Origin of the sequence: Variovorax sp. W1I1 (assembly GCF_030815625.1) — a bacterium.
Classification (GTDB): Bacteria; Pseudomonadota; Gammaproteobacteria; order Burkholderiales; family Burkholderiaceae_C; genus Variovorax; species Variovorax paradoxus_C.
In genome coordinates this window covers 5,080,127-5,105,570 of the sequence record NZ_JAUSWZ010000001.1, presented here as the reverse complement: position 1 = coordinate 5,105,570, position 25,444 = coordinate 5,080,127, and the positions used below count along the sequence as shown (strand labels likewise).

The window sequence follows — 25,444 nt, the reverse complement described above, 5'->3', positions numbered from 1 at the left end:
CTTGGTGCATAAGCTCATGAGCCAACGGGCATGAGCCGCGCGCCACAATCCGCTTTTGCATCGTCTGTTCCGTCCACACCGTCGGTCTCGCAGAAAGACAGTCATGGCCCATTCTCACTCCTCTCCGTTCTCACTCTTCTCCCTGTTTTCGCGCCGCTCGGTGCTGCTGGCCACCGCCTTGTGCGCCGCCGTATCGCCGGCCGCTTTCGCCCAGCAAGATTGGCCGCAGCAGCCGGTCACGCTGATCATGGGTTTTCCGGCCGGCTCGGGCGTCGATGTGGTCGCCCGCACCATCCAGGAGCCGCTGTCCAAACAGCTGGGCCGCCCGGTCATCATCGATTACCGCTCGGGCGCAGCCGGCAACATCGCCAGCGAGTACGTGGCGCATTCGAAGCCCGATGGCTACACGCTCTCATTCGGCACTGCGGCCACGCATGGCAGCAACGCCGCGCTCTACAAGAAGCTGCCGTTCGACGTGGAGGCCGACTTCGTGCCGGTGGCACCGGTGCTCGATGTCTCGAACGTGCTCACCATCAATTCGAGCGTGATCGACGTGAAGACCTTGAAAGAGTTCGTCGACCTCGTCAAGGCCAACCCCGGCAAATACAACTACGCGTCCACGGGCAATGGCGCGGGCACGCACATGGCGTTTGCCGAGTTCAATTCGCGCCTCGGGCTGAACATGGTGCATGTGCCCTACAAGGGCGGGCCGGAGGCCATCACGTCGGTGGTGCGCGGCGAGACCTGCTGCATCATGAACCAGGTGCAGACGGTGCTGCCGCACTACAAGGCGGGCAAGGTGCGCCTGCTGGGCGTGACCACCGCGACGCCGGTGGCCGCGGTGAAGGAAGTGCCGACCATCGCCTCCAGCGGTGTGCCGGGCACCAAGGGTTTCGACAGTTCGATCTGGTTCGGCATCTTCGCGCCCAGGGGCACGGATGCGCAGATCGTGGACAAGCTCAATGCGGCTGTGAAGGCGGTGCTGGAGCAGCCCGAGATCCGCGAGAAGTTCGAGGCGCAGGGGAACACCATTCGCATCGAGTCGCCTGCGCAGTTCAAGAAGACGGTGCATGAGAACCGCGTGAAGTGGGCTGAGGTGGCGAAGGCTGCGAATATCAGCATCGATTGATTGGTGCGGCTTGCGTTCAGGGCGCGTGCGCAGGCCGCCGGGTACTCCCCTCCGCGAATGTCCCCCGGCTTCGCCTCCTCCTTGATTTCGCTGCGTGGAGCACCCGACGCCCTGCGCACATGGGCACGCTGCGGGTGTGCGGTTGGCGCCAGTGCTCTGACTGCTGGAACTACAGCGTCTTCGTCAGCGTGACGATGAAGCGCGCCTTGTTCGGCGAATAGGTCTCGCGGCCGAAGGTGCCGAATCCGAAGTCCACGCCGGGGTTGCTGACCGAGGTGTATGCGCTCTTCTTGTTCGCGCCCTGCACCGAGCCCGCGAGCGAAAGGCCGTTGCCGAAGTCGTACGAGGCGCCCACGTTGTAGTCGACGTAGTTCCTGTAGCCCAGGCTGCGGATGTCGCTCGACATGTTCGTGTAGCCCACGGCCGCCTTCAACGTGAGCTTGGGCGCGATCTCCTTGCTGTACGCCAGGTTCAGGTAGCCCGTGTTGGTGCCCTTCAGGCCCGAGCCGGCCTTGTTGCCCGCGTAGCCGAAGTAGTCCTTCGACACCGTGTGCGAGTACTTCAGCGTGAAGGAGCCGATCGCTTCGTCGGTGTAGCCCGCGCTGCCATAAAGCTCGGTCGTGTTGCCCGACGAATTGCCGGGGTACACATAGGTGAGCGCACCCACGTCCAGGTCGAGCGGGCCGGCCTTGAATTTGTAGCCGCCGTAGAAATCGCTCTCCAGGCTGTTGCCCTTGAGCCAGTTGACGCTCGAATTCCAGTTGCCCACATAGAAGCCGCTCTCGCCGAAGGCGTAGTCCAGGCCGCCCTGGATGGCGGGCTTGAAGCCGCTGGTCTTGGCGTAGTCGTTGCGGCCGAGCATGTCCTGGTCTTGCCCGCGGAATTTGTAGTTGGTGGTGAGCGCGACGTTGCCACTGAGCTGCGCGCTCGCGAGCATCGGCAGGGCGGCGAGGGTGGGGAGAAGGATCGCCGGCAGGGCGATGCGGAGAAGGTGTTTCATCGAAGGAAATCGCTAACGGATAGAGGAGCCGGCAGCGTAGGAGGGGGCGTCTAAAAGCCGCGTAAAAAATGAAGCCCCGGGCGCAAAAGTTTTGAACGCGGCCTCAGCCCGTTGGCGCGCCGCGTCGCGCCGGCATCGTCATCGCGACCACGCCCGCCACGATGCACGCGAGCCCGATCCACGCAGTAGGTGAGAGCGTTTCGCCGAGAAACACCACGCCGATCGTCACGCCGATGGGCACGCGCAGATACGCCTGCGCGGCGGTGGACATCGGCCCGAGCGTCTTGATCAAGCGAAAGTAGATGGTGAAGGCAAGGGCCGTCGAAAGCACCGCGAGCGCCAGCACCGCCATCACCGATGCGGCCGAGGGTGCGAGCGTCCACGGCCTGTCGATCGCGATGCTCGCGGGCAGCAGCATCGCCGCGCCGCTCAGCAGCGAGCCGGCAGCCGGCACCATCGGGTCGAGCCCCTTGAACACGCGGCCGAACATCGCGGCGCAGCCGTAGCAGACGGCGGCCGCCACCAGCCCGATCTGCGCGAGCAGCGAATGCCCGAGGCCGTGCAGCGCCTCGAAGCCGACGATCAGGCAGATGCCCGCCAGCCCCGCGCCGACGCCGAACAGCCGGCGCAGCGTGGGCCTCTCCGCGCCGCCCATGCCGAGGCCGAGCAGGAAGATGAAGATCGGCGAGGTCGAGTTGAGGATGGTCGCGAGCCCGGCATCCACGCTGCGCTCGGCCCACGCGATGAGCGTGAACGGCAGCACGCTGTTCAGGCACGCCTGTAGCGCGAAGCGCCTCCATATCGCGGGCTCCGTCGGCAGCTTCACGCCGCGCATGCGCAGCACCGCGAGCAGCAGCAGGCCGGCGACGAGCGTGCGCGCCGCGATCAGCGTGACGGGCGGCAGCGTCTGGACGCCGATCTTGATGAAGGTGTACGAGGCGCCCCAGCAGGTCGCGAGCACTGCGAGCAGCGCCCATTCGAAGGCGAGGTTGGGGCGAGGCTTGGCGGCTGTATCGAGCGTGGTCGTGTGCATGGTGCGCCGATCATCGCGAGCGGGCGACGCGAACACTTCGGCCTGGAACGAATCGTGTGCGTGCGGTGATGATGACCACGCGCGCGAATCTGGGTACGCTGTCTCACGATGCCCCCGATGCCTTCTCGAAAAGAACCATGCCCACGCTCCTGATCCGCAACGTTCGCCCCATGGGCGCTTCTCCCGTCGACGTGCTGGTGCGCGACGGCCGCATCGCGGGCATCGGCACCGCGCTGTCCGCGCCTGCCGATGCAACGTTCGAAGAGGGCGGCGGTGCCTTGCTGCTGCCCGGCCTGGTCGAAGGCCACACCCACCTCGACAAGACGATGTGGGGCATGGACTGGTATCGCAACGAAGTCGGCACCAATCTCATCGACAAGATCGAGAACGAGCGCGCCTTCCGCCACGCGAGTGGGCACGATGCCGCCGCGCAGTCGCTCGCGCTCGCCAAGGCCTTTCTCGCGCTCGGCACCACGCGGCTTCGCACGCATGTCGATGTCGATACCCAGGCGGGCCTGCGGCATCTCGAAGGCACGCTGCAGACGCGTGAGGCGCTGCGCGATCTGCAGCAGATCCAGATCGTCGCGTTCCCGCAGTCGGGCCTGCTGGGACGCCCCGGCACCGCCGAACTGCTCGACCAGTCGCTCGCGCTCGGCGCCGATGTGCTCGGCGGCCTCGACCCGTGCGCCATCGACGGCGACCCGGTGAAATCGCTCGACGTGCTTTTCGGCATTGCAGACAAACACCAGCGGCCCATCGACATTCACCTGCACGAGCCGGGCGCCATGGGTGCGTTCTCGCTCGACCTCATCCTGCAGCGCACCGAAGCGCTGGGCATGCAGGGCAAGGTCGCCGTGAGCCACGGCTTTTGCCTCGGCGACGTGGCCGAACGCGAGCGCGAGACGCTGCTCGCGCGCATGGCGAAGCTCGGCGTGGTGCTCGTCACCAGTGCGCCGCCGTCCCGCAGCGTGCCGCCTCTCCTGGCCTGCCGGCAGGCGGGCGTGACGGTGGTCGGCGGCAACGACGGCATCCGCGATGCTTGGACACCTTATGGCAACCCCGACATGCTCGAGCGCGCGATGCTCATCGGCCTGCGCTACAACCTGCGCCGCGACGACGAGGTCGAAGTGGCGCTCGACACCGTCACTTATTCCGGCGCGCGCGGCTGCGGCTTCGAGGCCTACGGACTCGTGCCGGGCAATCGCGCGGACCTGGTGCTGGTCGATGCGCAGACCCTGGCGCATGCGGTGGTGTCGCGGCCGGTGCGAAAGCTCGTGGTGGCGGGTGGGCACATCGTGGCGCGCGATGGCGCCTTGGTGGCCGAGGTGGCCTCGCTGTGAGAATCGCGAGGCGTGCATTTCGCTCGTCAGAAAAACGGAGGGAGTTCTCTTGAAGCAAGGTTTTATCGGTGCGTTCCTGCTCGGCGTTTGCATGGCCGCATCGGCCCAGCAGACCGCATGGCCCAGCTACATCGGCGATCTTCCGCGCGCCGTTTCCGAAAGCACCGTGGCGGCCGAACTGCCGGCGGAGGTGGCCGCGCTGGCGCAGGACGCCACGGCCCCTGCCGAGGTCGCGCAATGGAGCGGCATCTGGCACGGATGGGCCTGTCGCGTGGCGGGCTGCGACATCAAGATCGCCATCCGCGATCTCTCCGCCACTGGCGCGACCGTGACCTATGCGGGTGCTAGCTGTCGAGTTGCAATAGGTTATTCCCGCTGAGTCGGGAAGCTGGTGGCCTGTAGCCCAATGCGGAGTGCGGCCTCCTGGCGTTGTAGTAGTTCAGAAACGCAGGCAGCCATGTCGTGCGTTCTTTGCTGTTGGCCCAGACACGGCCATAGGCCCATTCGCGTAGACAGGTCTGGATGAATCGCTCGGCCTTGCCATTGGTCTGTGGGCGATAGGGCCTGGTGAAGGTATGTTTGATGCCCAGTGCCTGGCAAGTCTTGGCGAACAGCCGCGAGCGATAGGCCGAGCCGTTGTCGGTGATCAGGCGCTTGATGGTCACGCCCAAGGCCGCGTAGTGAGCCACGGCCGCCTGCAGGAACGCCACGGCCGAGCCCTTGCGCTCGTCGTCGCGCATCTGCACGAAGCCCGCTCGCGAGTGATCGTCAATGGCCACGTGAGCGAACTCCCAGCCTGCGCCCCGCGTGGCATCGCGACGATCGCCTGTGACGCGGTGGCTGGGCTGCACGATGCGCCCGAGCTTCTTGGTGTCGATATGCAGCAGCTCGCCCGGCGCTTCTCGCTCGTAGCGAACGATTGGTGCAATGGGTTCCAGGGCCTTCAGGCTGGACAGCCCCAGGCGTGCGAGCAGGCGGCTGACCGTGGACACGCTGCGCCCCACGATGGTGGCGATGCGGCGCATGGGCATGCGCGAGCGGCGCAATTGCTCGATGCGCTCGTGCAGCGCAGCGTCCAGGCTCGTGCGCGTCCTGGCCGGGCGCGAGCTGCGATCGTGCAGGCCCTGCACGCCGCCCTCCAGGAAGCGCTTGAGCCACTTGCGCGCGGTGCGCGGGCTGATGCCTGCCGCCTCGGCGGCAGGCATCAGCCCCATTCCTGCAATGCGTTCGACAAGCAACTTGCGACCTTCCAATGTCAATCTGGCATTCTTATGGCTGTTCATCCGGTGGGATTCCTCTGAGATCCTGAAGCGTGGTAACTCCAGTTTCCCAGACCCATTCGGGTGAACAACCTATTGAGACATCACAGCTAGCCCGCTGCAGACGGTGGTCGACGAGGCGCCCGGCCGCTTCGAGAACGACGAACTCCAGGTCAGGCTCAAGACCGGTGCCAAGCTGGTGCTGCGCCTGCGCAAGGACGGCGACATGGAGCTCGGCATCTGGCGGCCCGAAACCCAGCTGCTGTCCATGGGCGTGCTGTCGCGTCGCCCGCCCGCGTACGTGCGCCGCGTCGAATGGCTGGACACGCCGTTCATGGAAGACGGCAAGCCCGTGAAGCTCGAGATGGTCATTCACCGCCCCGAAGGCGACGGGCCCTTTCCCACGCTCGTCATGAACCATGGCTCAACGGGCATGGGCAATCGCCCGGAGTGGTTCAAGCTGACCTGGGTCAGCCCCGAGGTGAGCGCGTTCTTCGTTGCGCGCGGCTGGCAGGTCATCTATCCGCAGCGCCGGGGGCGGGGCCGTTCGGAGGGCCTCTATGACGAGGGCTTCGAGGCGGACCGCTCGCGCTATTCATGCAAGGCCGCGCTGTCGCTGCCCGGCGCCGAGCACGCACTGGCGGATCTGCAGGTGGCCATGGCGCACATCCGCCAGCGCAGCGACGTGGACGCCAGGCGCATCGTGATCGGCGGCGTGTCGCGCGGCGGCATTCTCGCGGCGACCTACGCGGGCCTTCATCCGCAAGAGGTCGTGGGCGCGATCAACTTCGTCGGCGGCTGGATCGGTGCGGGCTGCCCCGATGCGGTCAAGGTCAACGGTGAACTGTTCAAGCGCGCAGCCGCCTTTCCGCAGCCGACGCTCTGGCTGTACGGCGAAGACGATCCGTACTACCCCATCGCGCACAGCAGGGCCAACTTCAAGGCATTCCAGTCGGCGGGTGGAAAGGGCACGTTCGACGTTCTCCTGCCGCCGAAGGGGATGGACGGCCACGGCACCTACACCGTGCAACGCCTGTGGGGCACGGCTGTGGACTCATACCTGGGCTCGCTCCAGTAAGACGTCCGGCGCGGCTTGTGGGGCCCGGCCCCCAGTGCATGCGCGGCCCTCGCTGACACGCCGCCCGCGCGGGCGATGCAACCATCGACTCCAATTTCAATTCTTGGAGGAATTCCGATGAACAAGACCCTGATCGCACTCGCCACCTCGCTCACCCTGCTCGCGGCCGGCACGGCCAACGCGCAGATCGGCAAGGCCGCCTCCGAGGCGACCGATGCCGCGCAGCACAAGATCGACGAGAAGCAGGCCGACAGCAAGGCCAAGAAGAGCGGCCCGGTCGGCAAGGCGGTGAACAACGTCAAGTCGGGCTATCACAAGAATCGCTCGAAGAGCTCGGCTGACAAGGCCAAGCAATCGCTGAAGAACGCGGGCTGAAGAAAAGCCGCGCGCCCTTCTGCGCCCCCGTCGGCGGACGGGTCGCGAAACCCGCCGCGCCCACATCACTGGGCGTCAGGCACCTTCATGAAACCCCAGGACATCGGTTCGTCCGCCGCGTAGTCCAGCGTGACGCCCACCGCGATCGGGTCGGGTTGGCCGTTGCTGCCGCGGCCGATCACGAAGGGCGAGATCGCGTCCGGATTCGTGAGATGGACCCGAGCGAACTTGGATTTGCACTGGATGAACCACCAACCGAGTTCTTCGGTAGAGATCAAGCTCCAGAGTTGGCTCGGTTTGCCGGCGGGATCTTTCTTTTCCATGGTGATCACCGGCGCTGGCGAGGGCACCGGGGCATCCGCGAGCGTGAGGACGATGTCGCTCGACAGCTGCGCCTGCAGATACCACCAGCCCGGGTTTTCCTCGGAAGGAACGAACTGCCACAGCTGGTTGGCCAGCGAGTGCGGCGCCTTGTGCTTCTCATAGAAGATGACCGGGGTGCCCGGGGCGGTTTGCTCCTTGTACACGTCCAGCACCAGGCCCGATTCCTTGTGCTGGATGAAGAAGAACTCGCCGTGGCCGGGTGTCGCACCTGGCGCCGCATTCGATGTTGCAGCCTTGGGCTTGGAAGGCACGGAGGCCGGTGTCTTCACACCGCCGGTGTGGGGCGGCGGGGAGATGGTGGTGTTAATGGGCGGGCAGCTTTTCGGCCAGTAGTCCCGCAGCAGCGATTGCGCTTTCTCGAAGTTCTCGGGGTCGCCGCTTTCCCCGTGCCGCTGGAGCAGGTTGATGGCCTGCGGGCTGGTGGAGTTTTCGGGAATGAAGCAGGGCAGGCGAGGGTTGATGTTCACGTAGCGGTCGCCTAGCAGCATCTTGCAGAGCCTGGGCATCATGTTGGCCGAGGTGCCGTTCAGGCACATGTCCAGGATCGGCGAAGGCTGCGTCTGGTTCATGAGGAACGGCGGCGTGTTGTCGAACGGGTTGCCATCGCCGTTCATCCACTGCTTGGCGCCCCAATTGGCCGTGTCGCTGGCGAGCCAGTCGGGCATGAGGCCGGTGCCGATGGTGATGGCCACGATCTTCTCGAGCGGCACGCCGTTGTGCACCGCCAGGCAGATTGCCGCGAGTGTCGGGTCGTGGTTGAAGAACGCGCCATCGACATTGCCTTCCACCGACCCGAGCTGGCCGGGCATCGCGCCGCTGGAGCATGCGGCGATGGCTATCGGCGTGCTGCTGTTGCCGTCCAGGCCGCTTTGCTGGTCCTGCTCGGTGCCCAGAAGGTTTGTGAACATGAGCGTGTCCCAGGGCTTGGGCACCACGCGGCCATCGGGGTTCGTCTTGAGCGCACCGACATTGAACGACACGAGCAGCACATCCTTCCCCGCCCGGGACACGGGCGTGTCTCCATGCAACTGCTCCTGCGAATAGAGCACGTCGATCATGGGATAGGCCGGCGCGTCCGGTTTGTCGTTCATGTTGTTGTAGAAGCCGATCTCGGAGCCCGTGAACAGCTCGATGAGCCCTTGCGGCTTCGTGCCGGCCAGCAGTTCGCTGGTGATGATCGAGCCGGTCGAGCAGCCCGCAAGCATCGTGGTTTGATTGATCAGCGTGTCGTACGGCGGTTGTGACAACCGCTGGAGAATGGTCGCCGACATAAGACCGCGAATGCCGCCGCCGACGAACGAGAGGATGGTGAAATTTTGATTGGGATCCACGGTTGACTCCTATTGAGTGAAGCAGTTGGTCCTTCCTGAGCGCGCAGTGTCTTCGCCATGAAGATTCATCGTCTACGCGTGAAATCCCGTTCAGCAGAACAGCGTAATTCCAAGTCATGCGCAATAGATAGGTGACTCGCGAAGGCACAGCGACGGCACTGTGAAGATAAGAAAATGGTCCTCGAATCCGCACGCCGAACCACATGCAGCGCACATTCAGTGCACATCCGATCCGCACCTTCATGACAACCGAAAGTCAGCACGCTTCATCGCAAGGTCTTCTCACCGCTTGCTTCAGCAGCGGCGATGCCATGCGCAGCCGCAGCGTGAGCGGCATCGTGCGCACGGGCGTGGTCGACGTGCCCATGCCGCCCGCGCGCCTCGTGGCCGATTGGGAACGCGACATTGCCTCGCAGTTGCAACTGGAGCCCGGCGATGTCGAGCCGTTGCCCCTGGCGCGCGCGCGTGCGCGCTGGCCCGACTACCCACGCTGCGTGCAGGCCGCATCCGACTGGGCGCGCACGCTAGGCCTGTCCGAAGTGCTTGCCGAAAGCGACATCGCCTTGATGGCCTGCCGCGGCGCGAGGTACCACCACGACGGCGCGCAGTACGGCGGCGCGGCCTTCTGCAATCTCTTCGTGAGCGAGGACAAGGGCCTCGATGTGCACTTCCCCGGAACGGGCGATCGCATCCCGCTCGTCAGGGGCACGGTGTTGATGTTCGATACCGGCCAGCCTCACGCCGTGATCCGACGCGGCAGCAGCGGCTTCGATGCAAGCGACTTCGCACCCGAGCGGGACTGCACCCAGGTGTTCCTGACCTGGGAGCTTCCCATCGAGAACGCCGATGTCGCGCGCGCACTTCAGATCAGATTCGACATCGCCCCTTCGGCCTCGCTGCCAAAGGATGACGAGCAGGTCTTGCTCGACGGCGCTCCGGCCGACGTGTGCCCGGAATCCGGCCGATGGCGCGTGGCCCGCTGAGCGAACGCCCAGCGTCTCAGCCTCACGGCCCCTCAGCTTTCTTCGCGCAGGAATTCCGCCTTCTTCGCCAGCTCGACCGCCTCGACCACCTGCTGGATGGAGAGCGGTCCGGTCAGCTCGACCTCGCCTGCCAGAACGCTTGCCAGCGCCTCGTTCCCGGCACGCCCGGTCAACCACGCGAATACCGACGTGATGGACCCCCCGCCGAACTTGGCACGCAGCGCCTTCGATGCAGCACGGCTGACCTCGGCAAACGCCGCGTGGTCCGCTGCGGTCGAAGCTGCGCGAACCACGACGCAGAACGCTTCGAGCTTGTCGGCTTCGGTGCGCAGGCGCCGGGCCTTGGCTTCGCTGTGGGCCGCGTGGCCATGAAGCGCCGCCTCGAACGCGTCAGTGAACACCTGGATCTGCTGACCTTCGACCCACGAGCTATCTCCTCGCGACACAACCTCGACGGCACGGCCACGCGCCTTCGACGACCGTTCTGCGGCCGCCCGCGCGTCATTGGCCTGCGTTGAATGCCACACGAGAAGTGGCGAATGCGCGGTGCCGTGAATCGCCCATCGGCCCGCGGCATTGAGGCATCGCACATGGCTGCCCGACCGAGGGTCTGCGAGGGAAAGAAGAAGGTAGGGGTCGAGCGGCATGGATGCATTCATTTCAAAGGGCCTGCAGATTGTCTGCCAGCGCGCGGCGCATGGCGTTACCTTGCGGCAGCTGCAGCGGTTTTAAACTCCGCCCATGAAAAGCCCCCGGGACGTTCCCCGCATCCTGCAGCCCGTCGTGGAGCTGCGGGGCGAGGGTGCGACGTTTGCCTATTCGGTGCGGGCGCCGCGCTCGAAGGGCGTGATCCCGCCGAGTTCCTATAAGGACGGCGGCTTCCCCACCCTCGCGGACTGCTTGAGCGATGTGGCACGGGCGCTCGGCGGCGACTTCAAGCGCATCTACGTGCGCCTCGACGGCCACTGCGTCGGCGAGCGCGACATCGTGGAGCTGCACCTGGACCCCGAGCAGGTTGCGGCCGAGTTGAAGACCGAGTGCGATGCGCTGAGCGCGCTGCACATCAAGCCGGCTGCCATCTCCGCGCAGAAGAAGGCCGGGCCGGTGGCGGCAGAGTAGCTGTCACTCAAGACGCAACACCAGGCATCGGCCGGTGTCGCCGCTGCTACTTGAAGACGGGAGGCGGCTGGCGCTCTTGTGCGCGCATGAACGGTCTTGTGTCATTCGATTCGCAAAACGCGCCTTCGAACTGTGATGGCGCGAGCCGCGGATTGCGGTTCAGGTATCTCGAATCCCCGCGCTCGCGTTTGGCGCCGACGCTGCAGACGCTGCGATAGAGCATGTCGGGGTTGCATATAGAGCAACTCGGGCTGCCCCGACCGCTTCTGTCGATCTTTGCGACCAATCCCGAATAGACGAACTGCGCAACGGCTTCTCCTCGAATGCCGTCGTATTCCCTGATCGCGGTAGCGATCGCCTCCTCGCGAGAGCGTGCCGCATACGCCCACACCCTCTTGGCGCCGTCCCGTGAAAGGTTGCCGGGGTACTTGGCGGATTCGACATATGCGTCGACGAACGCAAACCAGCCGAAATCCAGCACCAGGTAGTCGTTCCCCGCCCTGCCTTGCCGGATGCTGGACGCCAGATGCGAATAGCCGTACTGCTCATCGGCCAACTTGGCGGCCTCTTCGGGGCTGGTAGCGATCACCCATCCCACATCGCCGGTGACCAGATTCATTCCCTTGTGCGCATACATGGTCGCTGGCTCGATGGCATGCCCGGCGGACCGTGAAATCGCGAGCGCGCCTTTCGATGCCCGAACCGCGACGCCCGAGTCATCGACGGCCTGCCTGCTTGCAACTGCAGGCGCAAGGGAAGCTGGGGTGGAAGTTTTTGCCGAAGGCGCGCTGCCGCCTTCATTGCTACCCGGGCTTCCCGCGGAGCCCGTTGCGCCAGTCAGTTGCCGTGCCGCCTCGGCCGCCAGCGGGTGGTTCGGGAATCGGCCGATCAAGGCTCGCAGTGCTTCGCGGGCGCGGGCGCTTTCGCCGCGGGTGTTCAGTTCGTCGGCGCGTGCAAACAGTTGCCCGGGGTTCATCGTTTGCAAGCTCGTGCGGAACTGCTGATCGGCTCGCGCAACTTCGTCTCGCTTGAGTTGCTCGGCGCGTGCCGCGTCATCGCGCTTGCGCTGGGCTGACTCCGCCTCCACGCGCTTGGACTCGATGTACCTGTGCGCCGTGGCTGCGCGCGCGCTCGAGGTGAGCGGCCTCTTGCACATGAGCTTGTGAGTCGCAGGGTCCAGTTCTCTCCACCAGTAAGCACCTTCGGAAAACCAATCGTTGCATTCAACCGGAGAACTCCAGACGGCAGGCTCCCCGGGCCGAACCAAACCGCGTTCCGCTGGCGGTGAGCCGTTGCTGGCGCTGGAATCGTCCGCGGCGCAATGTCCCTTGTAGCCGGAGCCGGGAACGTACTTCCAGCCTGCCGTTCCCCTGTGTGTCGTGGCACAGGCAAACCAGTGCACGGTGCCATTGAGGATGTTGCCTTCCTCCTTGCCGGGGGCAAGCGTGCTGAGTCCGTCGTCGGGGCACTTGAAAGCCTCGGAGCTGTCGAAGAAATTCTTGGTCTGCTGCGGGTTCTCGACGCAGAAGCCGACGTCGACCGGATAGTCGCACTGGTTGAACAGCGTCCGGTTCTTGCCGACGACGCAATGGCTGTCGGTGCCGTCGCTCGACGCATGCGCCTGCATGGCGCCGAACATCAGGATGCTTCCCATCAAGGTACGCGTGATCGACATGCGGGCCTCCCGTCGTTGGTTTGCGCGAGTTTGACCTTATCCGATCAATTTGCAAACCAACTACTTCATTTATGGGGTGCGATCAGTCCCAAGCCGGCGACAGCCCAGCCGGATCGGTCAGCCGCTCGCCACGGTCCAGCGCCGCCATCTGCGCCATCTCCGCATCCGTCAGCTTCAACTGCTGCGCCTTCAGGTTCCCTTCGAGGTTCGCGCGCTTCGTGGACGACGGAATCACCGCGTAGCCCAACTGCATCGCCCAAGCCAGCGTGACCTGCGCGGTCGTCGCGTTGTGCGCCTTGGCAATCGCCTCGATCACCGGGTCGGCAATCACCTTGCCGTACGCCAGCGTCATGTACGAGGTGATGTGGATGCCCTGGCTTCCTTGGCTTTTGGCGAATTCGGCCACCTTGCGGTTCTGCAGGTACGGGTGCAGCTCGATCTGGTTGGTGGCGATGTTCTCCGCGCCCACGGCCGCAATCGCTTCCTTCATGAGCGCGACGTTGAAGTTCGACACGCCGATGCGCTTCGTGAGCCCCGCTGCCTTCGCCTCGGCCAGCGCGCCCATGAACTCGGCGACAGAAACCGCGTTGCCGGGCGAGGGCCAGTGGATCAGCGTCAGGTCGACGTGATCGGTGCGCAGCTTGGCGAGGCTGTCTTTCAGGCTCGGCACCAGCTTGGCCTTGGCGTAGTTGTCGGTCCAGATCTTGGTGGTGATGAAGAGGTCATCACGCGCCACGCCGCTTTCGGCAATCGCCTGGCCCACCTCGGCTTCGTTGCCGTAGATCTGCGCGGTGTCGATGGCGCGGTAGCCCACGTCCAGGCCGTTCTTCACCGAGTCGATGACCACCTGGCCCTTGAGGCGGAAGGTGCCGAGGCCGAAGGCGGGAATGGTGTTGGCGTTGTTGTTCGTCGTTGTCATGGTGTTGTCCTGTACGTTGATAAAGAGAAGAGGAAGAAGAAGAAAAGAAACCAGATCGATCAGTGCCCGACTGGCACCGGCCCCGAAGCGCGCACCGGAATCCCGGCACGGCGGTCCAGCGCGCCGCTCCACTGCGTGAGGGCCAGCGACACCAGCACCACCAGCGCGCCGATCCATGGCGTGTGCATCAACCCGAGGTGCGTCACGATCAGGCCGCCGGCCCAGGCTGCGAGCGCAATGCCCAGGTTGAAGGCCGCGATGTTCAGGCCCGAGGCAACGTCCACCGCCTGCGGCGTGAAGCGCTCGGCTTGCTTGACCACATACACCTGCAGCCCCGGCACGTTGCCGAACGCCACCGCGCCCCACATCAGCACCGCCACCAGCGCCAGCCACTTGTGCGGCGCCGCGAAGTTGAAGACCAGCAGCACGGCGGCCAGCAGCGCGAAGATGATCTTCAGCGCCGGAATCGGCCCCAGGCGGTCGGCCAGCTTGCCGCCCCAGATGTTGCCCACCGCCACCGAGATGCCGTAGACCAGCATCACCCAGCCCACCGCGCCGGCGCTGAAGCCCGACACGTCGGTGAGGATCGGCGCGAGAAACGTGAACGGAATGAACGAGCCGCCGTAGCCGATGGCCGTCTTGGCATACACCAGCAGCAATCGCGGCTCGGCCAGCACTTTTGCCTGCTGCGCCAGCGAGGCCGGCGCCGTGTGGCGGATGTTGTTGGGCACAAAGATCCAGCTGCCGATGAAGGCGACCACGCCCAGCGCGGACACGGCCAGGAAGGTCTCGCGCCAGCCGAAGTGCTGCCCGATGAACGTGCCCAGCGGCACGCCCGTCACCAGCGCCACCGTGAGCCCGGTGAACATGATCGCGATGGCGCTCGCCGCCTTTTCCTTGGGCACGAGGCCCGTGGCGATGGTCGAGCCGATCGAGAAGAACACCCCGTGCGCGAGGCCCGTGAGGATGCGCGCGGCCACCAGCGATTCGTAGCTGGGTGCCTGCCACGCCAGCAGATTGCCGAGCGTGAACAGCGCCATCAGCCCGAGCAGCAGCGCCTTGCGCGGCAGCTTGCCCGTGAGGGCGGTGAGCACCGGCGCGCCGATGGCGACGCCCAGCGCGTAGAGGCTGACCAGCAAGCCGGCCGAGGGCAGGCTGATGGCAAGGTCAGCAGCGACCGTGGGGATGAGGCCAACGATGACGAACTCGGTCGTCCCGATGGCGAAGGCGCTGAGGGTCAGCGCGAGTAGGGCAATTGGCATGAGGCACTCCTGGATGGGTTAGGAGGAGTGTCTTGGGGATACCTTTGCGGATAAATGGGGGTTTAGGCAGAAGATAGTTGCTGTCAAGTCAAAAATAAACAGACAGCCACTGATCTCGGATGAGGGTTTAAAACAAAGAACTCAATTGCGATTTAACGAATGCCGCGACGACATTTTTTAAGCCATTCGTCAAGGAGTTCAAGCTCTAATAAAAGATTTAATACCCTGTTGTACTCTGTTTCAGGGTCCAAAGTATTTACCACCGCGCGTGCCGCGTGATGAGCATGGTTTCCGCGATCTTCTCCAAAGCTTTCTAGAAACGGGAGCAGTGTCGTGCCAAATGCACTGGCAGGCGCACCCAGTGGTCCAAATAGCGAAAGAACATTGGCTTCTTTTACACCGTGATTGTCTTTGATCTGCTTATAGTAGCGCTGAAAGAGAGCCGAGCACTCGTCCAGCAGGCGCTGCGGGGTGTCTTTTGGGATTAGCGAAATTGCCGGTATTTTTGCGCCGGTGGTAATTAATAGAAACGCAAGAGGCTTTGATATTCTTTGCGAATTTGTCCAAGCTCTTTCTGCCGCTCGCGCTAATTCTTTTGCCCACAACTCTAAATAGGTTTCAATTTCTGCATGAGCAAGCACAAGAAATGCCCGAGTATGTGCTTGCACCTTAAGGGGCTCGCTATACAGTCCAGTTGGCTCGAAAGTGGGTGGAAGAAAGTATGTACGAAGGGCTCCTACATCCTTCCGAGCGCGTTGAAGGAAAACTGATGGAGCCACTGTTAGCGCCTAGTGATTTTCTTTGCGGCAACTTTTTTGCCTGCGATTTTCTTTGTCGCTATTTTCTTGATCGCTATCGGGTTCGAAGAATTGGGAATTATGGGGGCCTTAATGTTTTTTCCGGTAATCTTCGAAAGCTCGGCTGCCCATAATTGGAGGCGTGCAGCAGTGTTAGGTGCTCCTGCGGTGTCACTTTCGACGGCCTTTGCGAAGCCAGAATTAGGGGTAAATAGATCCGCGTAGGATTTTTTTACTTGAGCGCCTTTTGCCTTCAGCGCCGCAACCACGGCGGGCTGCGAAGAAAAATAAATCAACGCATCAAAAATTGCTCTATTGAATTGACGTGATGCGGGTTTTCTGGCGATGTCATCCCCAAAAATTCTATACAAATCTAGAACTCCGGACTCAAATTCGCTAATTGCAGAGGCAATTTTGTTTTCCGAGGTTTTCCATGTTTTATTAAATTCACTAAAAGCGCCATCCAGAAACTTTTTCATGCGCCCAGGGTATGTGGGTGCAAAGAATCTAAATGCTAGAAAACGAGCCATGATCTCGATGTCGCGCATTCGGGGGTCGGGGCCTTCGATTGCAAGGATCTTTTGAAGCCCAGTCGAGCTGCCGGCCGCCTTGTCAATGAACTCGGAAAATTCTCCGGGTAGCAATGCTTGCCTCAGTTCTTGAGGTGACAATTTCACACTTCCAGTATTCAGTCTTAGAAAAATGGTGTGAAGAAAATCGGTATCCTTCCAATTTCTAATTACCACCGTGCGAATTGGCTGATTGCAGAGGGCGGTGTAATCATTTTCAAGATCACTGTCTGTCTCAAGATCTTCAAAAGTCTTTTTTTTCAGATCATCGCGCAATGTCAGAGAAGAAAGTGGGTATGAATTGTTTTCACCTTCACCAAGTCCCCAAAATTGTAAGATTGAAAGAAGACGTTGCTTTCCGTCGAGGACAATAAATTTTCCTCGCTCGCCTTTGACCTCTGCTAAGACAATTTGGGGGATTGGTAGGCCGACAATAAGAGATTCAATAAATCGACTTTTGCGATCCAGCCCCCATGCATCGCGACGTTGAAATCCAGGATTTAGCTGGATATTTTTTCGCTTTAACTGAGACACAACAGTTTCAGTTGTCCAGTCCGTTCCTGTGACTACGGCGGCAACAATTTGAGGGTCTAGTTGCTCTGCAACATCCTGCTCTTCCGCTTCATCTTCGAATTCAAGTTCCTGGATTCGCGTAGCCATTGTGTGTCCTTTAGAAGAGTGCTCGGTCATCGCGCTCAAGCGAGCGGTGACAGTATCTCAGACATCTGAAGAAAAAAGCTAGCAGAGACTTTCACACTCAAGCGTGCTCCCGGATGATTTTTTAATGAGGATAAATCCTTCAGCTGGATGGGAATCAAGATTGAGAACCATGAGTTGATTGCTTTTCTTTGTCGCATGGAAATGAAGCGTATTGCGCACAACACTTTTATAGATATACTGCGGCGCGTCGCTCCAGATGGAGCGGCCGGGTTTGGAAGCCTGATGAAGCCTCTGCGTAACTAGGAGTCCATCTAATGGCTGAATCCGATCGCGCCAGCGCGCAATCTCGCAATTCTTCTGTTTCCTTCAATCCCGCATTTCCGGATATCGACACCCTCGCAATCCAAACCTGCGACGACGCCGAAAACCTCAACGAAATCCTTCGCGCCTACACCGCGTTCGAAAAGCTCATCGAAACCGGCGCCCCGAACGACAGCGAAGTGCTCGCCCCCACCCGCAGCGAACTGAGCGCCTTGCTCGGCCTGCTCAACGAAGCGCTCGTGGCGCGCATCGACGCCGTCAACGCAGCCGCTGGCGACATGCGCCGGGCGCTGATGGCGCTGCAGGGCAGCAACAGCAGCAATAGCAATCTGCCCTTGGCGACGTGACGGCCGGGCCGCCGGAGAGGCGTCAACGCTTTCTCACGGCCGGCCCTTCGCAACAAACAAGCAAACAACCAATCAAGTAATTAAGTGATTGAGTAGGTAGCGCGCCCCGCCAGCGGGCGCGCGCCGACCGGCTACCCTGCGCGTCCCGTTCGCTTTCTTCTTCCTCTCTTTCTTCCCCCGACAAAGCCGATGCCAGCCGCGCCCATCGCCGACGACAACAACAACGGCAGCAACAACACCCCTAACCCCGACGACCCCGCCGTCCTCCCCGCCGCCTGGACCCGCCTGCGCGACATGGTCGCAGCGCGAACCCCGGTGGACGGCCGCACCGACGCGCTGTACCCGGGCCTGCGCTGCTACCGCTTCTCGCACCCGATCCGCTACGAGAAAACCCAGCGCCTCACGCCGGGCGTGGTGGTGGTCTTGCAGGGCCGGAAGACCGCGCATCTCGGCGGCGACCGTTCGCTGGCCTACGGCGCCACGCAGTGCCTGGTGCTCGGGGCCGAGGTCGCGTGTCTCGGCACGGTCGTCGGAGCGAGCGCCGCGGCGCCGTACCTGGCGATTCATCTGGACCTGCCGCCGGACGTGCTGGTCAAGTCGGTCCTCGCACTGGCCGAAGGCGGTGGTGGTGGCGGTGTTGCTGGTCGTGGTGATGCGCCGCCGGCCGAGCCCGCCCGCGTGCGCGAGCACTTCACGGCGCCGGTGGGGCCGGAGGTGGTCGAGGCCTTCGCCCGCCTGCTGCTGGCGGCCGATGACCCGGTGGACCGCCGCACGCTCGCGCCGCTGGCCGTCGAAGAAATCGTGCTGCGGCTGCTGCGCTCCGAGGCCGCCGCCGCGATCCGCAGCGCGAGCGCGGTCACCAAGGCCGGCGCCCGCATACAGACGGCCATCGGCTTCATGCGCCGCCATCTGGGCCGGCCGCTGTCGGTGGCCGAAATCGCGAGCCACGTCCACATGAGCCCCTCGCACTTCGCGCACAGCTTTCGCGAGGTGGCCGGCGTCACGCCGATGCGCTGCATTCGCGACCTGCGCCTGGAAGAGGCGCGCTCGCTGATGCTGACCACCGGGCTGCGCGCCGGCGATGCGGCCGCCCAGGTGGGGTTCGAGAGCGCGGCGCATTTCAACCGCGCGTTCCGCAGGCGGTTCGAGGCGACGCCTGCGGAGTACGTGCGGCGCATGCAGGCGGGGTGAGGTGATGTGATGCCGGAGTAGTGCCGGCGTGGCTGCTTGCCCGCCTGCCTTCGTCTTCGCAGCCATGGTCAATTTGTTCGCAGCTTCGTGTCTTGGCGCGGGGGAGGGGGCTGGCTAACCTGCCTGCTCACTCTTTTCATTCAGTCAATCAAGCCAACGCGAAGAAGAAATTGCCATGGACCCGATCAACGTCATCATCACTTTCGAAGCCAAGCCCGAGCGCGCCTCCGCGTTCGCGGAACTCATGAACCAGGTCAAGCAGTCGCTGCCATCGGCGGACGGATGCCGGGGCGTGCAGCTGTTTAGTCGCAGCGACAACGACTGCGTTTTCACGCTGGTCGAATCGTGGGCGTCGAAGGGGCAGCATCAGGCGCACATCGCGGGTGCGGTGGCGTCGGGGGCGTGGGATTCGCTGGCGAAGGAGTTGGCTTGCCCGCCTGTCAGTTGTTATTGCAACGAGCTTTGAGGGTGTGAGCAGGGGCCGCGGCCCCTGTCGCAGAAAGTCCGTGGCGTCCGCGGCCGAAAAATATTTCGCATCCCCTGCATCCAAACGTGCATCCGGCGGGTAGTACCTGTCAGCAGCGAGGAGCTGCTGACCTTCTACAACCCAGGAGCAATTCCATGTCCATGCACACCACCTCCCGCTCGATCGCCGTTCTCGGCGCCATCTCCGCCGCTGCCGCCGTGCTCACCGCCTGCGGCTCGATGTCGATGGCCCCCACGTTCAACCAGTCCAGCCTGCCGCCCACCATCCAGGTGCCCGCCGGCAACAAGGTCGCCATGGAAACCGTCGGCGTGGGCGACATCACGTACGAATGCCGCGACAAGGCCAACACGCCCGGCGCGACCGAGTGGGTGTTCGTCGGCCCCGACGCGAAGCTGAACGACCGCAGCGGCAAGCAGGTCGGCAAGTACTACGGCCCGCCGGCCACCTGGGAGTCGATGGACGGCTCCAAGCTCACCGCCACGCAACTGGCGGTCGCACCGTCGGGCCCGACCAGCCTGCCGTTCCAGCTCGTGAAGGCCAACCCGGCCGTGGGCTCGGGCGCGATGACCGGCGTCACCTACATCCAGCGCGTGGCCCTGCAAGGCGGCGTGGCACCGGCCGCCATGCCCTGCACGCCCGCCACCAAGGGCCAGAAGCAGGTCGTGAAGTACCAGGCCGACTACATCTTCTACAAGGCGTCCTGACAGGCGCCCCGATGTTTCGGGGGTGAATCCGCGGCGGCGCGGGCGGGCTCCACTACGATGGGCCGCCCGCCACCCGCCGCAGACCTTCTTCTTGTCGCCCCCCACATCCACCGCCGCCCCCTTCGACTACGACGCCGCGCTCATGGCCTGCGCCCGCGGCGACCGTACGGCGTTGCAGCAGCTCTACCAGCGAGAGAGCCGCTACCTCATGGGCGTGGCGCTGCGCATCGTGCGTCAGCGCCAGCAGGCCGAAGACGTGCTGCACGATGCCTTCATCAGCATCTGGCAGCGCGCCGAGAGCTTCAACCCCGCGCTCGGCGAAGGCCGGGGCTGGGTCTACAGCGTGGTGCGCCACGCGGCGCTGAACATGGTGCGCAGCGGCGCGCGGCAGGTGAGCCTGGATGAAGACGCGGCCGTTGCGGTCGATGACAGCGCCTCGCTCGCGGCGTATGCGGCAGCGGGCGATCCGTTCGAGCTGCGCGCCGACCTGGGCCGGCTGCACGGCTGCCTCTCGGGGCTGGAGCCGGCGCGGCGCGATTGCATCCTCTACGCGTACGTCGAAGGCTGCTCGCATGGCGAAATCGCCGAGCGGCTGCAGACGCCGCTGGGCACGGTGAAGGCCTGGATCCAGCGCGGCATGCGCGCGCTGCGGGAGTGCATGGGATGAGCAGCGCTGACGACATCACAGACAAAGACATCAACGACATCGACGGGCTGGCGGGCGCGTACGTGCTGGGCACGCTCTCGGCCACCGGGTGCGCGGCGGTCGAGGTGCGCATGCGGAGCGAGCCGGCGCTACGTGAAGCCGTGCGCGCGTGGGAGGCGCGGCTGCAGCCGCTCACGGCGCTGGCGGAGCCGGCAGAGCCGTCGCCTTCGCTGTGGGCGCGCATCGAGCGCAGCGTCGATGGGTTGGGGAGGGCGTCGAAGGCGCAGGCCGCCGGTGTCGTTGGTTGGTGGAACAACCTCAAGCTCTGGCGCGGTCTGGCCGCGGGCGGCTTCGCCACGGCGGCGCTGCTGCTGGCGGTGGTGGTCACGCGCGTCGGGGCGCCGCCGGCCACGCAGTACATGGTGGTGCTGGTCGCACCCGAGAACAAGTCGCCGGGCTGGGTGATCCAGGCGAACTCGTCGCGTCAGCTCAACCTCGTGCCGCTGGGCACGTTCGAGGTGCCGCCGCAGAAAACGCTGCAGTTCTGGACCAAGGCCGATCAGTGGCGCGGGCCGGTGTCGCTGGGCCTCGTCAAGCAGCAGGGCCAGACGCTGCGCATTCCCATCGACAAGCTGCCGCCGCTGGAGCCGAATCAGCTGTTCGAGCTGACGCTGGAGCCCGAGAACGGTTCGCCGCTCGACCGGCCGACGGGGCCGATTCAGTTCATCGGGCGCGCGGTCAAGGTGATGTAGCGGAGGCATCGGCTGCTGCAGCCGATGCCCGGTGGCTGATCGCGGCGGCGACGCCGAGGGCGGCCATCAGCAAGCACAGCGCGAGGATCACCCAACCCGTCTGCGCCGTACCGGCCAGCGCACCGACCAGCAAGCCCGCCACCGGCTGGCTCAGGTTGTTGAGCAGCACGATCACGCCGGTGGTCTTGCCGTAGTCCTTGGCGGGAATGATCTTCTGCCGGTGCACGCGGATGTAGATGCTGAACATCTTGTCGAACCCGGTCACCAGCAGAAAGCCCAGCGCGTAGCCCCAATGGCTGGGGCTGATGGCGGTGAGCACGCCGCCGCCGAAGATCAACAGGAACGACACCACGCCCATCTTGCGCAGCGCGAACGCGCCGCGCGCAATGGCCAGCAGCACGACCACGGTGGCGACGGCCCCCAGCATCTGCAGGCCCGCGTAGTAGTTGGCCGAGCGCTGGTAGAGCCCGGTGACCAGCGCCGCCGAAGAGGCGAGCGTGACGCCGATGACGAGGTTGACGCCCGCGGTCACCACGGTGAGCCGCATCAGGCCGGGCAGGCGCAGCACGTGCAAGAGGGCGGTCTGGATGGGGCGCAGAAAGTGCCCGGGCTCGGCGTGCGGTTCGCTCAGTTGCACCGGGTTGCCGTGCCGCCAGTACGCGGTGGCGGCATCGGCCAGCAGGAACAGCGCCGCCGCCGCGCCGACCACCGCCTGCCACGGCCAGAGCGCAAAGAGCGCGGCCGCCACCAGCGGGCCGAGCACCATGCCGGTCTGCTCGGCGGTTTGCGCGTGGGCCAGCACGCGGTCGAAGCGGTGGCCGTTGGCGGTCATCTGCGGCAGCATCACTTCGCGCGCCATCACGCCCTGCGTGGTGAGCACGCCGCACACGGCCGAGAGGCCCACGAGCCAGCCGATGCCGCCCAGCGCCTCGCTGCCCAGCACGCCGAGCAGGCACACCAGCGCGCGAAAGATCTGGCTCGCGCGCAGGAGCTTGAGCGGCGAAACGCGGTCGCACAGCGCGCCGCAGATGGGAAAAGACAGAAAGCGCGGAAAGGTCTCGGCCGCGAAGGCGTAGCCGGACCACGCCACGCTCTGCGTCACCTGGAACACCACGAGCGGCACCAGGAACAGCAGCATCTGGTCGGCCAGCCGGGAGACGAACAGCGAGAAGAGGAAGGCGGGGAATTTCATCGTCGCGCTGCCGGCGCAGGCGCCGACCCCGAGGGCGAAAGGGTGAGGGGCGGGGCGTGGGCGGGCATGCGCTGAAGATAATCCCAAACATGATCGCGCTCGACTGCTACTACAGCCTCTCTTCCCCCTGGGCCTACCTCGGCGGCCCGCAGCTTCAAGACATCGTGCGCCGCCACCATGTGCGGCTCACGCTCAAGCCCTACGACTTCCAGGCGGTGGTGCCGCAGACCGGCGGCATTCCGCTGAAGACGCGCCCCGAGCCGCGCCGCACCTACCACGCGCTCGAGCTCGCGCGCTGGAGCGACTACCTCGGCATGCCGATGAACCTGGAGCCCGCGCACTATCCGAAGGGCGCGCCCACCGATCCGAACTGGAACAAGTACCCGGGCTGGATGGTGATCGCCGCGCAGCTCAAGGGGCTCGATGCGCAGCCGCTCTCGCATGCGCTGCTGCGCGCGCTGTGGGCGGAGGAGCGCGACACCTCGCAGGCCGATGTGCGCATCGCCGTCGCCAACGAAAACGGCTACGACGGCGCCTCGCTGCAGGCGCTGGAGCAGATGGCCGAGACGCTGGCCGTGTACCGCGCGAACAGTGCGGAGGCGGTGGAAGCGGGCGTGTTCGGCGCGCCGACGTTCATCCTGAACGGGGAGCGGTTTTGGGGGCAGGACCGGTTGGCGTTTCTGGATCGGGCGCTGGACAAGCTGCGCGCGGCGGGCTGAACGCCCGGCCGCATCTTCATCGCCCCTTCATCGCCCGAATCTTCATCGCACGAACGATCGCGGCAGCAGCGCCGGCACCAGCGTGCGGTTCATGCGTTCGCGCCACCAGCGCAGCGCCTGCCCCTTCGCACCGGTCTTCCACGCAAGCCAGAACACCTCGGGCGCGCGCGGCTCCTCGGTCGGCAGTTCGACCAGCGTGCCGCGTTCGAGCTCGTTGGCAATGCAGGCGCGCGGCAGAAAACCGTGGCCGAGGCCGGCCACCTGGCAGGCGACCTTCGCGGCCATCGACGGCACGGTGATGCGCGGCTGCCCAGCGAGCAGGCCGACGGTGCGGTCCGACAGCGTGCGCGCGGTGTCGCCCACGACGATGGCGTTGCAGTCGAGCAGATCGCCGCGCTCCAGCGGACGCCCGAGCCGGGTGAGCGGATGGGTGGGCGCGACGCAGAACGCGAACTCGATGCTGCCCACGGTCGCCGCCTGGTAGCCGCCGCCGGCCGGGCCTTCGCCCGCGGCGATGACGATGTCGGCGCGGCCTTCGCGCAGCGCCTCCCAACTGCCGGTGAGCGCCTCGCAGCCGACGCGCAATCGCGTGCCGCAGCGCAGATCTTCGAAGGCGCGGATGTCGCCGATCAGCGCCTCGGTGGGAATGAGCGAGTCGTGCACCAGCCGAAGCTCCGACTCGTAGCCGGTGGCGATCTGGCGCATGCGCGATTCGAGGTCGCTCGCGGCGCCGAGGAGCCAGCGGCCTTCCTTCAGCATTTCGTCGCCGGCGGCAGTGAGGCTCACGCGCGGGCCATTGCGCTCGAAGAGCAGCATGCCGAGCTGTTCCTCGAGCTTGCCGACCGCGTACGAGATGGTGGAGGGCACCTTGTTCAGGTGGGTGGCGGCGGCGGCAAAGGAGCCGTGGCGCGCAATGGCGTCGACGACCTCGATGGCTTCCAGGCTGAGCTTGAGCACGCGGCGGCTCCTTCAGGTGGGTGGGGAAAAAAGGAATGATCGAAAACTTCGATCATTGGCGCTGAAAAGTTTCGTCAATGGCGCTGGGTCGGGCCCCGATGATTGAGTCCATGCCAAGGAGATTCCCTCCGAAAGCAATTGTGAATTCAATCGAATATCCGTTCAACCACCCAGGAGTCTTTTTCATGTCCATCCAAGCCACCCCCACCGCCGGTTCCAAGCTGCTGACCCCCGCCGACCACACGCTGGTGATGATCGACTTCCAGTCGCAGATGGCCTTTGCCACGCACTCGATCGACGCGGTGAACCTGCGCAACAACGCCGCGCTGGTGGCGCAGGCGGCAGCCGGCTTCAAGGTGTCGACCATCCTCACGACGGTGGCGGAGAAGAGCTTCTCGGGCCCGATGTTCAGCGAGATCACCGACGCCTTCCCCGGCCAGAAGATGCTCGACCGCACCTCGATGAACACCTGGGAAGACGCCGCCGTGATCGACCGCGTGAACGAAATCGGCAAGCCACGCATCGTGCTGGCGGGCCTGTGGACCAGCGTGTGCATCGTCGGCCCGGCGCTCTCGGCGCTCGACCAGGGCTTCGAGGTGTACGTGATCGCCGATGCCTGCGGCGACGTTTCCACCGAGGCGCACAACCGCGCGATGGACCGCATGGTGCAGGCCGGCGCGCGCCCGATGACCTCGCTGCAATACCTGCTGGAGCTGCAGCGCGACTGGGCCCGCGGCGACACGTACGAGCTGACGACCGGCATCGCGAAGAAGGTGGGCGGCGCCTACGGCATCGGCATCAACTACGCCAAGAGCATGTTCGGCGCGCACGAAGGCTGAGCGGACGAAGAACGAAAGAGAGCGCCGGCCATGAAGCCCTATGTCGTTTCCCTCGCACTCGGCCTTCTGGTCGGCGTGATCTACGCGCTCTTCCAGGTGCGCTCGCCGGCGCCGCCGGTGATCGCCCTGGTGGGGCTTCTTGGCATCCTGCTCGGCGAGCAGCTCCCACCGCTGGTGCGGCAGGTGCTCGACCGGCCGGCCGCCACCTCGTGGCTGCATCACCAGGTGAAGCCGCATGTGTTCGGCGAGCTGCCCAAGTGCGTGCAGCCCGAGGCGGTGAAGACTGCTTCCGCCCGCCCATCGGACCGGAGCGACGCATGAGTTCCCCGGACCCGCAACGCCGCCACTTCCTCGGCTCGCTTGGCGCCCTCGGCGC

The 25,444-nt window shown here is 64.6% G+C and carries 28 protein-coding genes; 16 read left to right on the top strand and 12 right to left on the bottom strand.

What is annotated here, in order from left to right:
• Window positions 1–103 precede the first annotated feature (103 nt).
• On the top strand, window positions 104–1,129 hold the full coding sequence (locus QFZ83_RS23905; RefSeq protein WP_307510622.1) for a tripartite tricarboxylate transporter substrate binding protein: 1,026 nt from the start codon (window positions 104–106) through the stop codon (window positions 1,127–1,129).
• Between the two features lie 169 nt (window positions 1,130–1,298).
• Here the strand turns inward: QFZ83_RS23905 and QFZ83_RS23900 are convergent, their stop codons facing one another.
• Together QFZ83_RS23900 and QFZ83_RS23895 are read right to left on the bottom strand one after the other, a co-directional pair.
• Window positions 1,299–2,129 carry a TorF family putative porin gene (locus QFZ83_RS23900; protein WP_307510620.1) on the bottom strand — a complete coding sequence of 277 codons (831 nt, stop codon included), beginning with the start codon at window positions 2,127–2,129 and terminating at the stop codon, window positions 1,299–1,301.
• A 103-nt stretch (window positions 2,130–2,232) separates the two neighbouring features.
• Window positions 2,233–3,162: a DMT family transporter gene (locus QFZ83_RS23895; protein WP_307510618.1), complete on the bottom strand. Its 930-nt coding sequence runs from the start codon at window positions 3,160–3,162 to the stop codon at window positions 2,233–2,235.
• Window positions 3,163–3,299: 137 nt separating this feature from the next.
• Between QFZ83_RS23895 and QFZ83_RS23890 the strand changes: the two genes are divergently transcribed.
• Window positions 3,300–4,502, top strand: a complete 1,203-nt coding sequence (locus QFZ83_RS23890; RefSeq protein ID WP_307510616.1) for an amidohydrolase family protein — start codon at window positions 3,300–3,302, stop codon at window positions 4,500–4,502.
• A 49-nt stretch (window positions 4,503–4,551) separates the two neighbouring features.
• The gene (locus tag QFZ83_RS23885; RefSeq protein WP_307510614.1) at window positions 4,552–4,881 is read left to right on the top strand and encodes a hypothetical protein; all 330 of its coding nucleotides are present in this window, start codon (window positions 4,552–4,554) and stop codon (window positions 4,879–4,881) included.
• Here the strand turns inward: QFZ83_RS23885 and QFZ83_RS23880 are convergent.
• Entirely contained in the window at window positions 4,847–5,785 is a 939-nt protein-coding gene (locus QFZ83_RS23880) for an IS481 family transposase (protein ID WP_307510612.1), read from the bottom strand. The genes QFZ83_RS23885 and QFZ83_RS23880 overlap by 35 nt on opposite strands.
• Before the next feature lie 103 nt (window positions 5,786–5,888).
• Here QFZ83_RS23880 and QFZ83_RS23875 point away from each other — a divergent pair, with 103 nt between their 5' ends.
• Window positions 5,889–6,839, top strand: coding sequence for a S9 family peptidase (locus QFZ83_RS23875; protein ID WP_307510611.1), 951 nt, complete (start codon window positions 5,889–5,891; stop codon window positions 6,837–6,839).
• Between the two features lie 117 nt (window positions 6,840–6,956).
• Window positions 6,957–7,214: a hypothetical protein gene (locus tag QFZ83_RS23870; RefSeq protein ID WP_013539384.1), complete on the top strand. Its 258-nt coding sequence runs from the start codon at window positions 6,957–6,959 to the stop codon at window positions 7,212–7,214.
• A gap of 65 nt (window positions 7,215–7,279) precedes the next feature.
• On the opposite strand, the gene QFZ83_RS23865 is transcribed toward QFZ83_RS23870, so the two are convergent.
• Window positions 7,280–8,929, bottom strand: coding sequence for a patatin-like phospholipase family protein (locus tag QFZ83_RS23865; protein ID WP_307510609.1), 1,650 nt, complete (start codon window positions 8,927–8,929; stop codon window positions 7,280–7,282).
• Window positions 8,930–9,171: 242 nt separating this feature from the next.
• On the opposite strand from QFZ83_RS23865, the gene QFZ83_RS23860 reads away from it, so the two are divergent.
• The gene (locus QFZ83_RS23860; RefSeq protein ID WP_307510607.1) at window positions 9,172–9,912 is read left to right on the top strand and encodes a hypothetical protein; all 741 of its coding nucleotides are present in this window, start codon (window positions 9,172–9,174) and stop codon (window positions 9,910–9,912) included.
• Between the two features lie 32 nt (window positions 9,913–9,944).
• On the opposite strand, the gene QFZ83_RS23855 is transcribed toward QFZ83_RS23860, so the two are convergent.
• Entirely contained in the window at window positions 9,945–10,571 is a 627-nt protein-coding gene (locus QFZ83_RS23855) for a hypothetical protein (RefSeq protein ID WP_307510606.1), read from the bottom strand.
• An 82-nt stretch (window positions 10,572–10,653) separates the two neighbouring features.
• Here QFZ83_RS23855 and QFZ83_RS23850 point away from each other — a divergent pair, with 82 nt between their 5' ends.
• Window positions 10,654–11,031 (top strand): hypothetical protein, encoded by a 378-nt coding sequence (locus QFZ83_RS23850; RefSeq protein WP_307510605.1) that lies wholly within the window; start codon window positions 10,654–10,656, stop codon window positions 11,029–11,031.
• Window positions 11,032–11,077: 46 nt separating this feature from the next.
• Here the strand turns inward: QFZ83_RS23850 and QFZ83_RS23845 are convergent, their stop codons facing one another.
• The 5 genes from QFZ83_RS23845 to QFZ83_RS23825 all read right to left on the bottom strand — a co-directional run bounded on the left by QFZ83_RS23845 (window position 11,078) and on the right by QFZ83_RS23825 (window position 16,913).
• Window positions 11,078–12,706, bottom strand: coding sequence for a hypothetical protein (locus tag QFZ83_RS23845; RefSeq protein ID WP_307510604.1), 1,629 nt, complete (start codon window positions 12,704–12,706; stop codon window positions 11,078–11,080).
• Between the two features lie 82 nt (window positions 12,707–12,788).
• Window positions 12,789–13,625 carry a 2,5-didehydrogluconate reductase DkgB gene (gene dkgB, locus QFZ83_RS23840; protein ID WP_307510603.1) on the bottom strand — a complete coding sequence of 279 codons (837 nt, stop codon included), beginning with the start codon at window positions 13,623–13,625 and terminating at the stop codon, window positions 12,789–12,791.
• A 59-nt stretch (window positions 13,626–13,684) separates the two neighbouring features.
• A complete protein-coding gene (locus QFZ83_RS23835; RefSeq protein WP_307510602.1) occupies window positions 13,685–14,887 on the bottom strand; it encodes an MFS transporter in 1,203 nt (400 codons plus the stop codon).
• Between the two features lie 152 nt (window positions 14,888–15,039).
• On the bottom strand, window positions 15,040–15,555 hold the full coding sequence (locus QFZ83_RS23830) for a HEPN domain-containing protein (RefSeq protein ID WP_307510600.1): 516 nt from the start codon (window positions 15,553–15,555) through the stop codon (window positions 15,040–15,042).
• A 113-nt stretch (window positions 15,556–15,668) separates the two neighbouring features.
• On the bottom strand, window positions 15,669–16,913 hold the full coding sequence (locus tag QFZ83_RS23825) for a DUF262 domain-containing protein (RefSeq protein WP_307510599.1): 1,245 nt from the start codon (window positions 16,911–16,913) through the stop codon (window positions 15,669–15,671).
• 314 nt (window positions 16,914–17,227) lie between these two features.
• On the opposite strand from QFZ83_RS23825, the gene QFZ83_RS23820 reads away from it, so the two are divergent.
• The 6 genes from QFZ83_RS23820 (at window position 17,228) to QFZ83_RS23795 (ending at window position 21,361) form a co-directional block, all read left to right on the top strand.
• Entirely contained in the window at window positions 17,228–17,581 is a 354-nt protein-coding gene (locus tag QFZ83_RS23820) for a hypothetical protein (RefSeq protein ID WP_307510598.1), read from the top strand.
• Window positions 17,582–17,770: 189 nt separating this feature from the next.
• Window positions 17,771–18,772, top strand: coding sequence for an AraC family transcriptional regulator (locus tag QFZ83_RS23815; RefSeq protein WP_307510596.1), 1,002 nt, complete (start codon window positions 17,771–17,773; stop codon window positions 18,770–18,772).
• 175 nt (window positions 18,773–18,947) lie between these two features.
• A complete protein-coding gene (locus tag QFZ83_RS23810; RefSeq protein ID WP_307510595.1) occupies window positions 18,948–19,238 on the top strand; it encodes a putative quinol monooxygenase in 291 nt (96 codons plus the stop codon).
• Window positions 19,239–19,393: 155 nt separating this feature from the next.
• Window positions 19,394–19,963 (top strand): DUF3455 domain-containing protein, encoded by a 570-nt coding sequence (locus QFZ83_RS23805; protein WP_306880411.1) that lies wholly within the window; start codon window positions 19,394–19,396, stop codon window positions 19,961–19,963.
• A 142-nt stretch (window positions 19,964–20,105) separates the two neighbouring features.
• Window positions 20,106–20,630 (top strand): sigma-70 family RNA polymerase sigma factor, encoded by a 525-nt coding sequence (locus QFZ83_RS23800; RefSeq protein ID WP_307512804.1) that lies wholly within the window; start codon window positions 20,106–20,108, stop codon window positions 20,628–20,630.
• Window positions 20,627–21,361, top strand: a complete 735-nt coding sequence (locus QFZ83_RS23795; protein ID WP_307510594.1) for an anti-sigma factor domain-containing protein — start codon at window positions 20,627–20,629, stop codon at window positions 21,359–21,361. Before QFZ83_RS23800 ends, QFZ83_RS23795 begins: the two co-directional genes overlap by 4 nt.
• Here QFZ83_RS23795 and QFZ83_RS23790 read toward each other — a convergent pair.
• Window positions 21,348–22,553: an MFS transporter gene (locus QFZ83_RS23790; protein WP_307510592.1), complete on the bottom strand. Its 1,206-nt coding sequence runs from the start codon at window positions 22,551–22,553 to the stop codon at window positions 21,348–21,350. The two genes, QFZ83_RS23795 and QFZ83_RS23790, sit on opposite strands and share 14 nt — an antisense overlap.
• Window positions 22,554–22,642: 89 nt before the next feature.
• Between QFZ83_RS23790 and QFZ83_RS23785 the strand changes: the two genes are divergently transcribed.
• Entirely contained in the window at window positions 22,643–23,272 is a 630-nt protein-coding gene (locus QFZ83_RS23785) for a 2-hydroxychromene-2-carboxylate isomerase (RefSeq protein WP_307510590.1), read from the top strand.
• Between the two features lie 42 nt (window positions 23,273–23,314).
• On the opposite strand, the gene QFZ83_RS23780 is transcribed toward QFZ83_RS23785, so the two are convergent.
• Window positions 23,315–24,229, bottom strand: coding sequence for a LysR family transcriptional regulator (locus tag QFZ83_RS23780; protein ID WP_041943316.1), 915 nt, complete (start codon window positions 24,227–24,229; stop codon window positions 23,315–23,317).
• A 185-nt stretch (window positions 24,230–24,414) separates the two neighbouring features.
• Here QFZ83_RS23780 and QFZ83_RS23775 point away from each other — a divergent pair, with 185 nt between their 5' ends.
• Both QFZ83_RS23775 and QFZ83_RS23770 read left to right on the top strand, forming a co-directional pair.
• Window positions 24,415–25,068 carry a hydrolase gene (locus QFZ83_RS23775; protein WP_013539417.1) on the top strand — a complete coding sequence of 218 codons (654 nt, stop codon included), beginning with the start codon at window positions 24,415–24,417 and terminating at the stop codon, window positions 25,066–25,068.
• Window positions 25,069–25,098: 30 nt separating this feature from the next.
• Window positions 25,099–25,389: a DUF1427 family protein gene (locus QFZ83_RS23770; protein WP_307510588.1), complete on the top strand. Its 291-nt coding sequence runs from the start codon at window positions 25,099–25,101 to the stop codon at window positions 25,387–25,389.
• Window positions 25,390–25,444: the final 55 nt, after the last annotated feature.

Coding starts and splice junctions, on each gene's coding strand:
- QFZ83_RS23850 (WP_307510605.1), top strand. CDS start 10,654: ATGAAAAGCCCCCGGGACGTTCCCCGCATCCTGCAGCCCGTCGTGGAG.
- QFZ83_RS23860 (WP_307510607.1), top strand. CDS start 9,172: ATGACAACCGAAAGTCAGCACGCTTCATCGCAAGGTCTTCTCACCGCT.
- QFZ83_RS23785 (WP_307510590.1), top strand. CDS start 22,643: ATGATCGCGCTCGACTGCTACTACAGCCTCTCTTCCCCCTGGGCCTAC.
- dkgB (WP_307510603.1), bottom strand. CDS start 13,625: ATGACAACGACGAACAACAACGCCAACACCATTCCCGCCTTCGGCCTC.
- QFZ83_RS23775 (WP_013539417.1), top strand. CDS start 24,415: ATGTCCATCCAAGCCACCCCCACCGCCGGTTCCAAGCTGCTGACCCCC.
- QFZ83_RS23805 (WP_306880411.1), top strand. CDS start 19,394: ATGTCCATGCACACCACCTCCCGCTCGATCGCCGTTCTCGGCGCCATC.
- QFZ83_RS23800 (WP_307512804.1), top strand. CDS start 20,106: ATGGCCTGCGCCCGCGGCGACCGTACGGCGTTGCAGCAGCTCTACCAG.
- QFZ83_RS23795 (WP_307510594.1), top strand. CDS start 20,627: ATGAGCAGCGCTGACGACATCACAGACAAAGACATCAACGACATCGAC.
- QFZ83_RS23810 (WP_307510595.1), top strand. CDS start 18,948: ATGGACCCGATCAACGTCATCATCACTTTCGAAGCCAAGCCCGAGCGC.
- QFZ83_RS23870 (WP_013539384.1), top strand. CDS start 6,957: ATGAACAAGACCCTGATCGCACTCGCCACCTCGCTCACCCTGCTCGCG.
- QFZ83_RS23855 (WP_307510606.1), bottom strand. CDS start 10,571: ATGAATGCATCCATGCCGCTCGACCCCTACCTTCTTCTTTCCCTCGCA.
- QFZ83_RS23900 (WP_307510620.1), bottom strand. CDS start 2,129: ATGAAACACCTTCTCCGCATCGCCCTGCCGGCGATCCTTCTCCCCACC.
- QFZ83_RS23790 (WP_307510592.1), bottom strand. CDS start 22,553: ATGAAATTCCCCGCCTTCCTCTTCTCGCTGTTCGTCTCCCGGCTGGCC.
- QFZ83_RS23835 (WP_307510602.1), bottom strand. CDS start 14,887: ATGCCAATTGCCCTACTCGCGCTGACCCTCAGCGCCTTCGCCATCGGG.
- QFZ83_RS23905 (WP_307510622.1), top strand. CDS start 104: ATGGCCCATTCTCACTCCTCTCCGTTCTCACTCTTCTCCCTGTTTTCG.
- QFZ83_RS23825 (WP_307510599.1), bottom strand. CDS start 16,913: ATGGCTACGCGAATCCAGGAACTTGAATTCGAAGATGAAGCGGAAGAG.
- QFZ83_RS23890 (WP_307510616.1), top strand. CDS start 3,300: ATGCCCACGCTCCTGATCCGCAACGTTCGCCCCATGGGCGCTTCTCCC.
- QFZ83_RS23770 (WP_307510588.1), top strand. CDS start 25,099: ATGAAGCCCTATGTCGTTTCCCTCGCACTCGGCCTTCTGGTCGGCGTG.
- QFZ83_RS23880 (WP_307510612.1), bottom strand. CDS start 5,785: ATGAACAGCCATAAGAATGCCAGATTGACATTGGAAGGTCGCAAGTTG.
- QFZ83_RS23895 (WP_307510618.1), bottom strand. CDS start 3,162: ATGCACACGACCACGCTCGATACAGCCGCCAAGCCTCGCCCCAACCTC.
- QFZ83_RS23820 (WP_307510598.1), top strand. CDS start 17,228: ATGGCTGAATCCGATCGCGCCAGCGCGCAATCTCGCAATTCTTCTGTT.
- QFZ83_RS23845 (WP_307510604.1), bottom strand. CDS start 12,706: ATGTCGATCACGCGTACCTTGATGGGAAGCATCCTGATGTTCGGCGCC.
- QFZ83_RS23815 (WP_307510596.1), top strand. CDS start 17,771: ATGCCAGCCGCGCCCATCGCCGACGACAACAACAACGGCAGCAACAAC.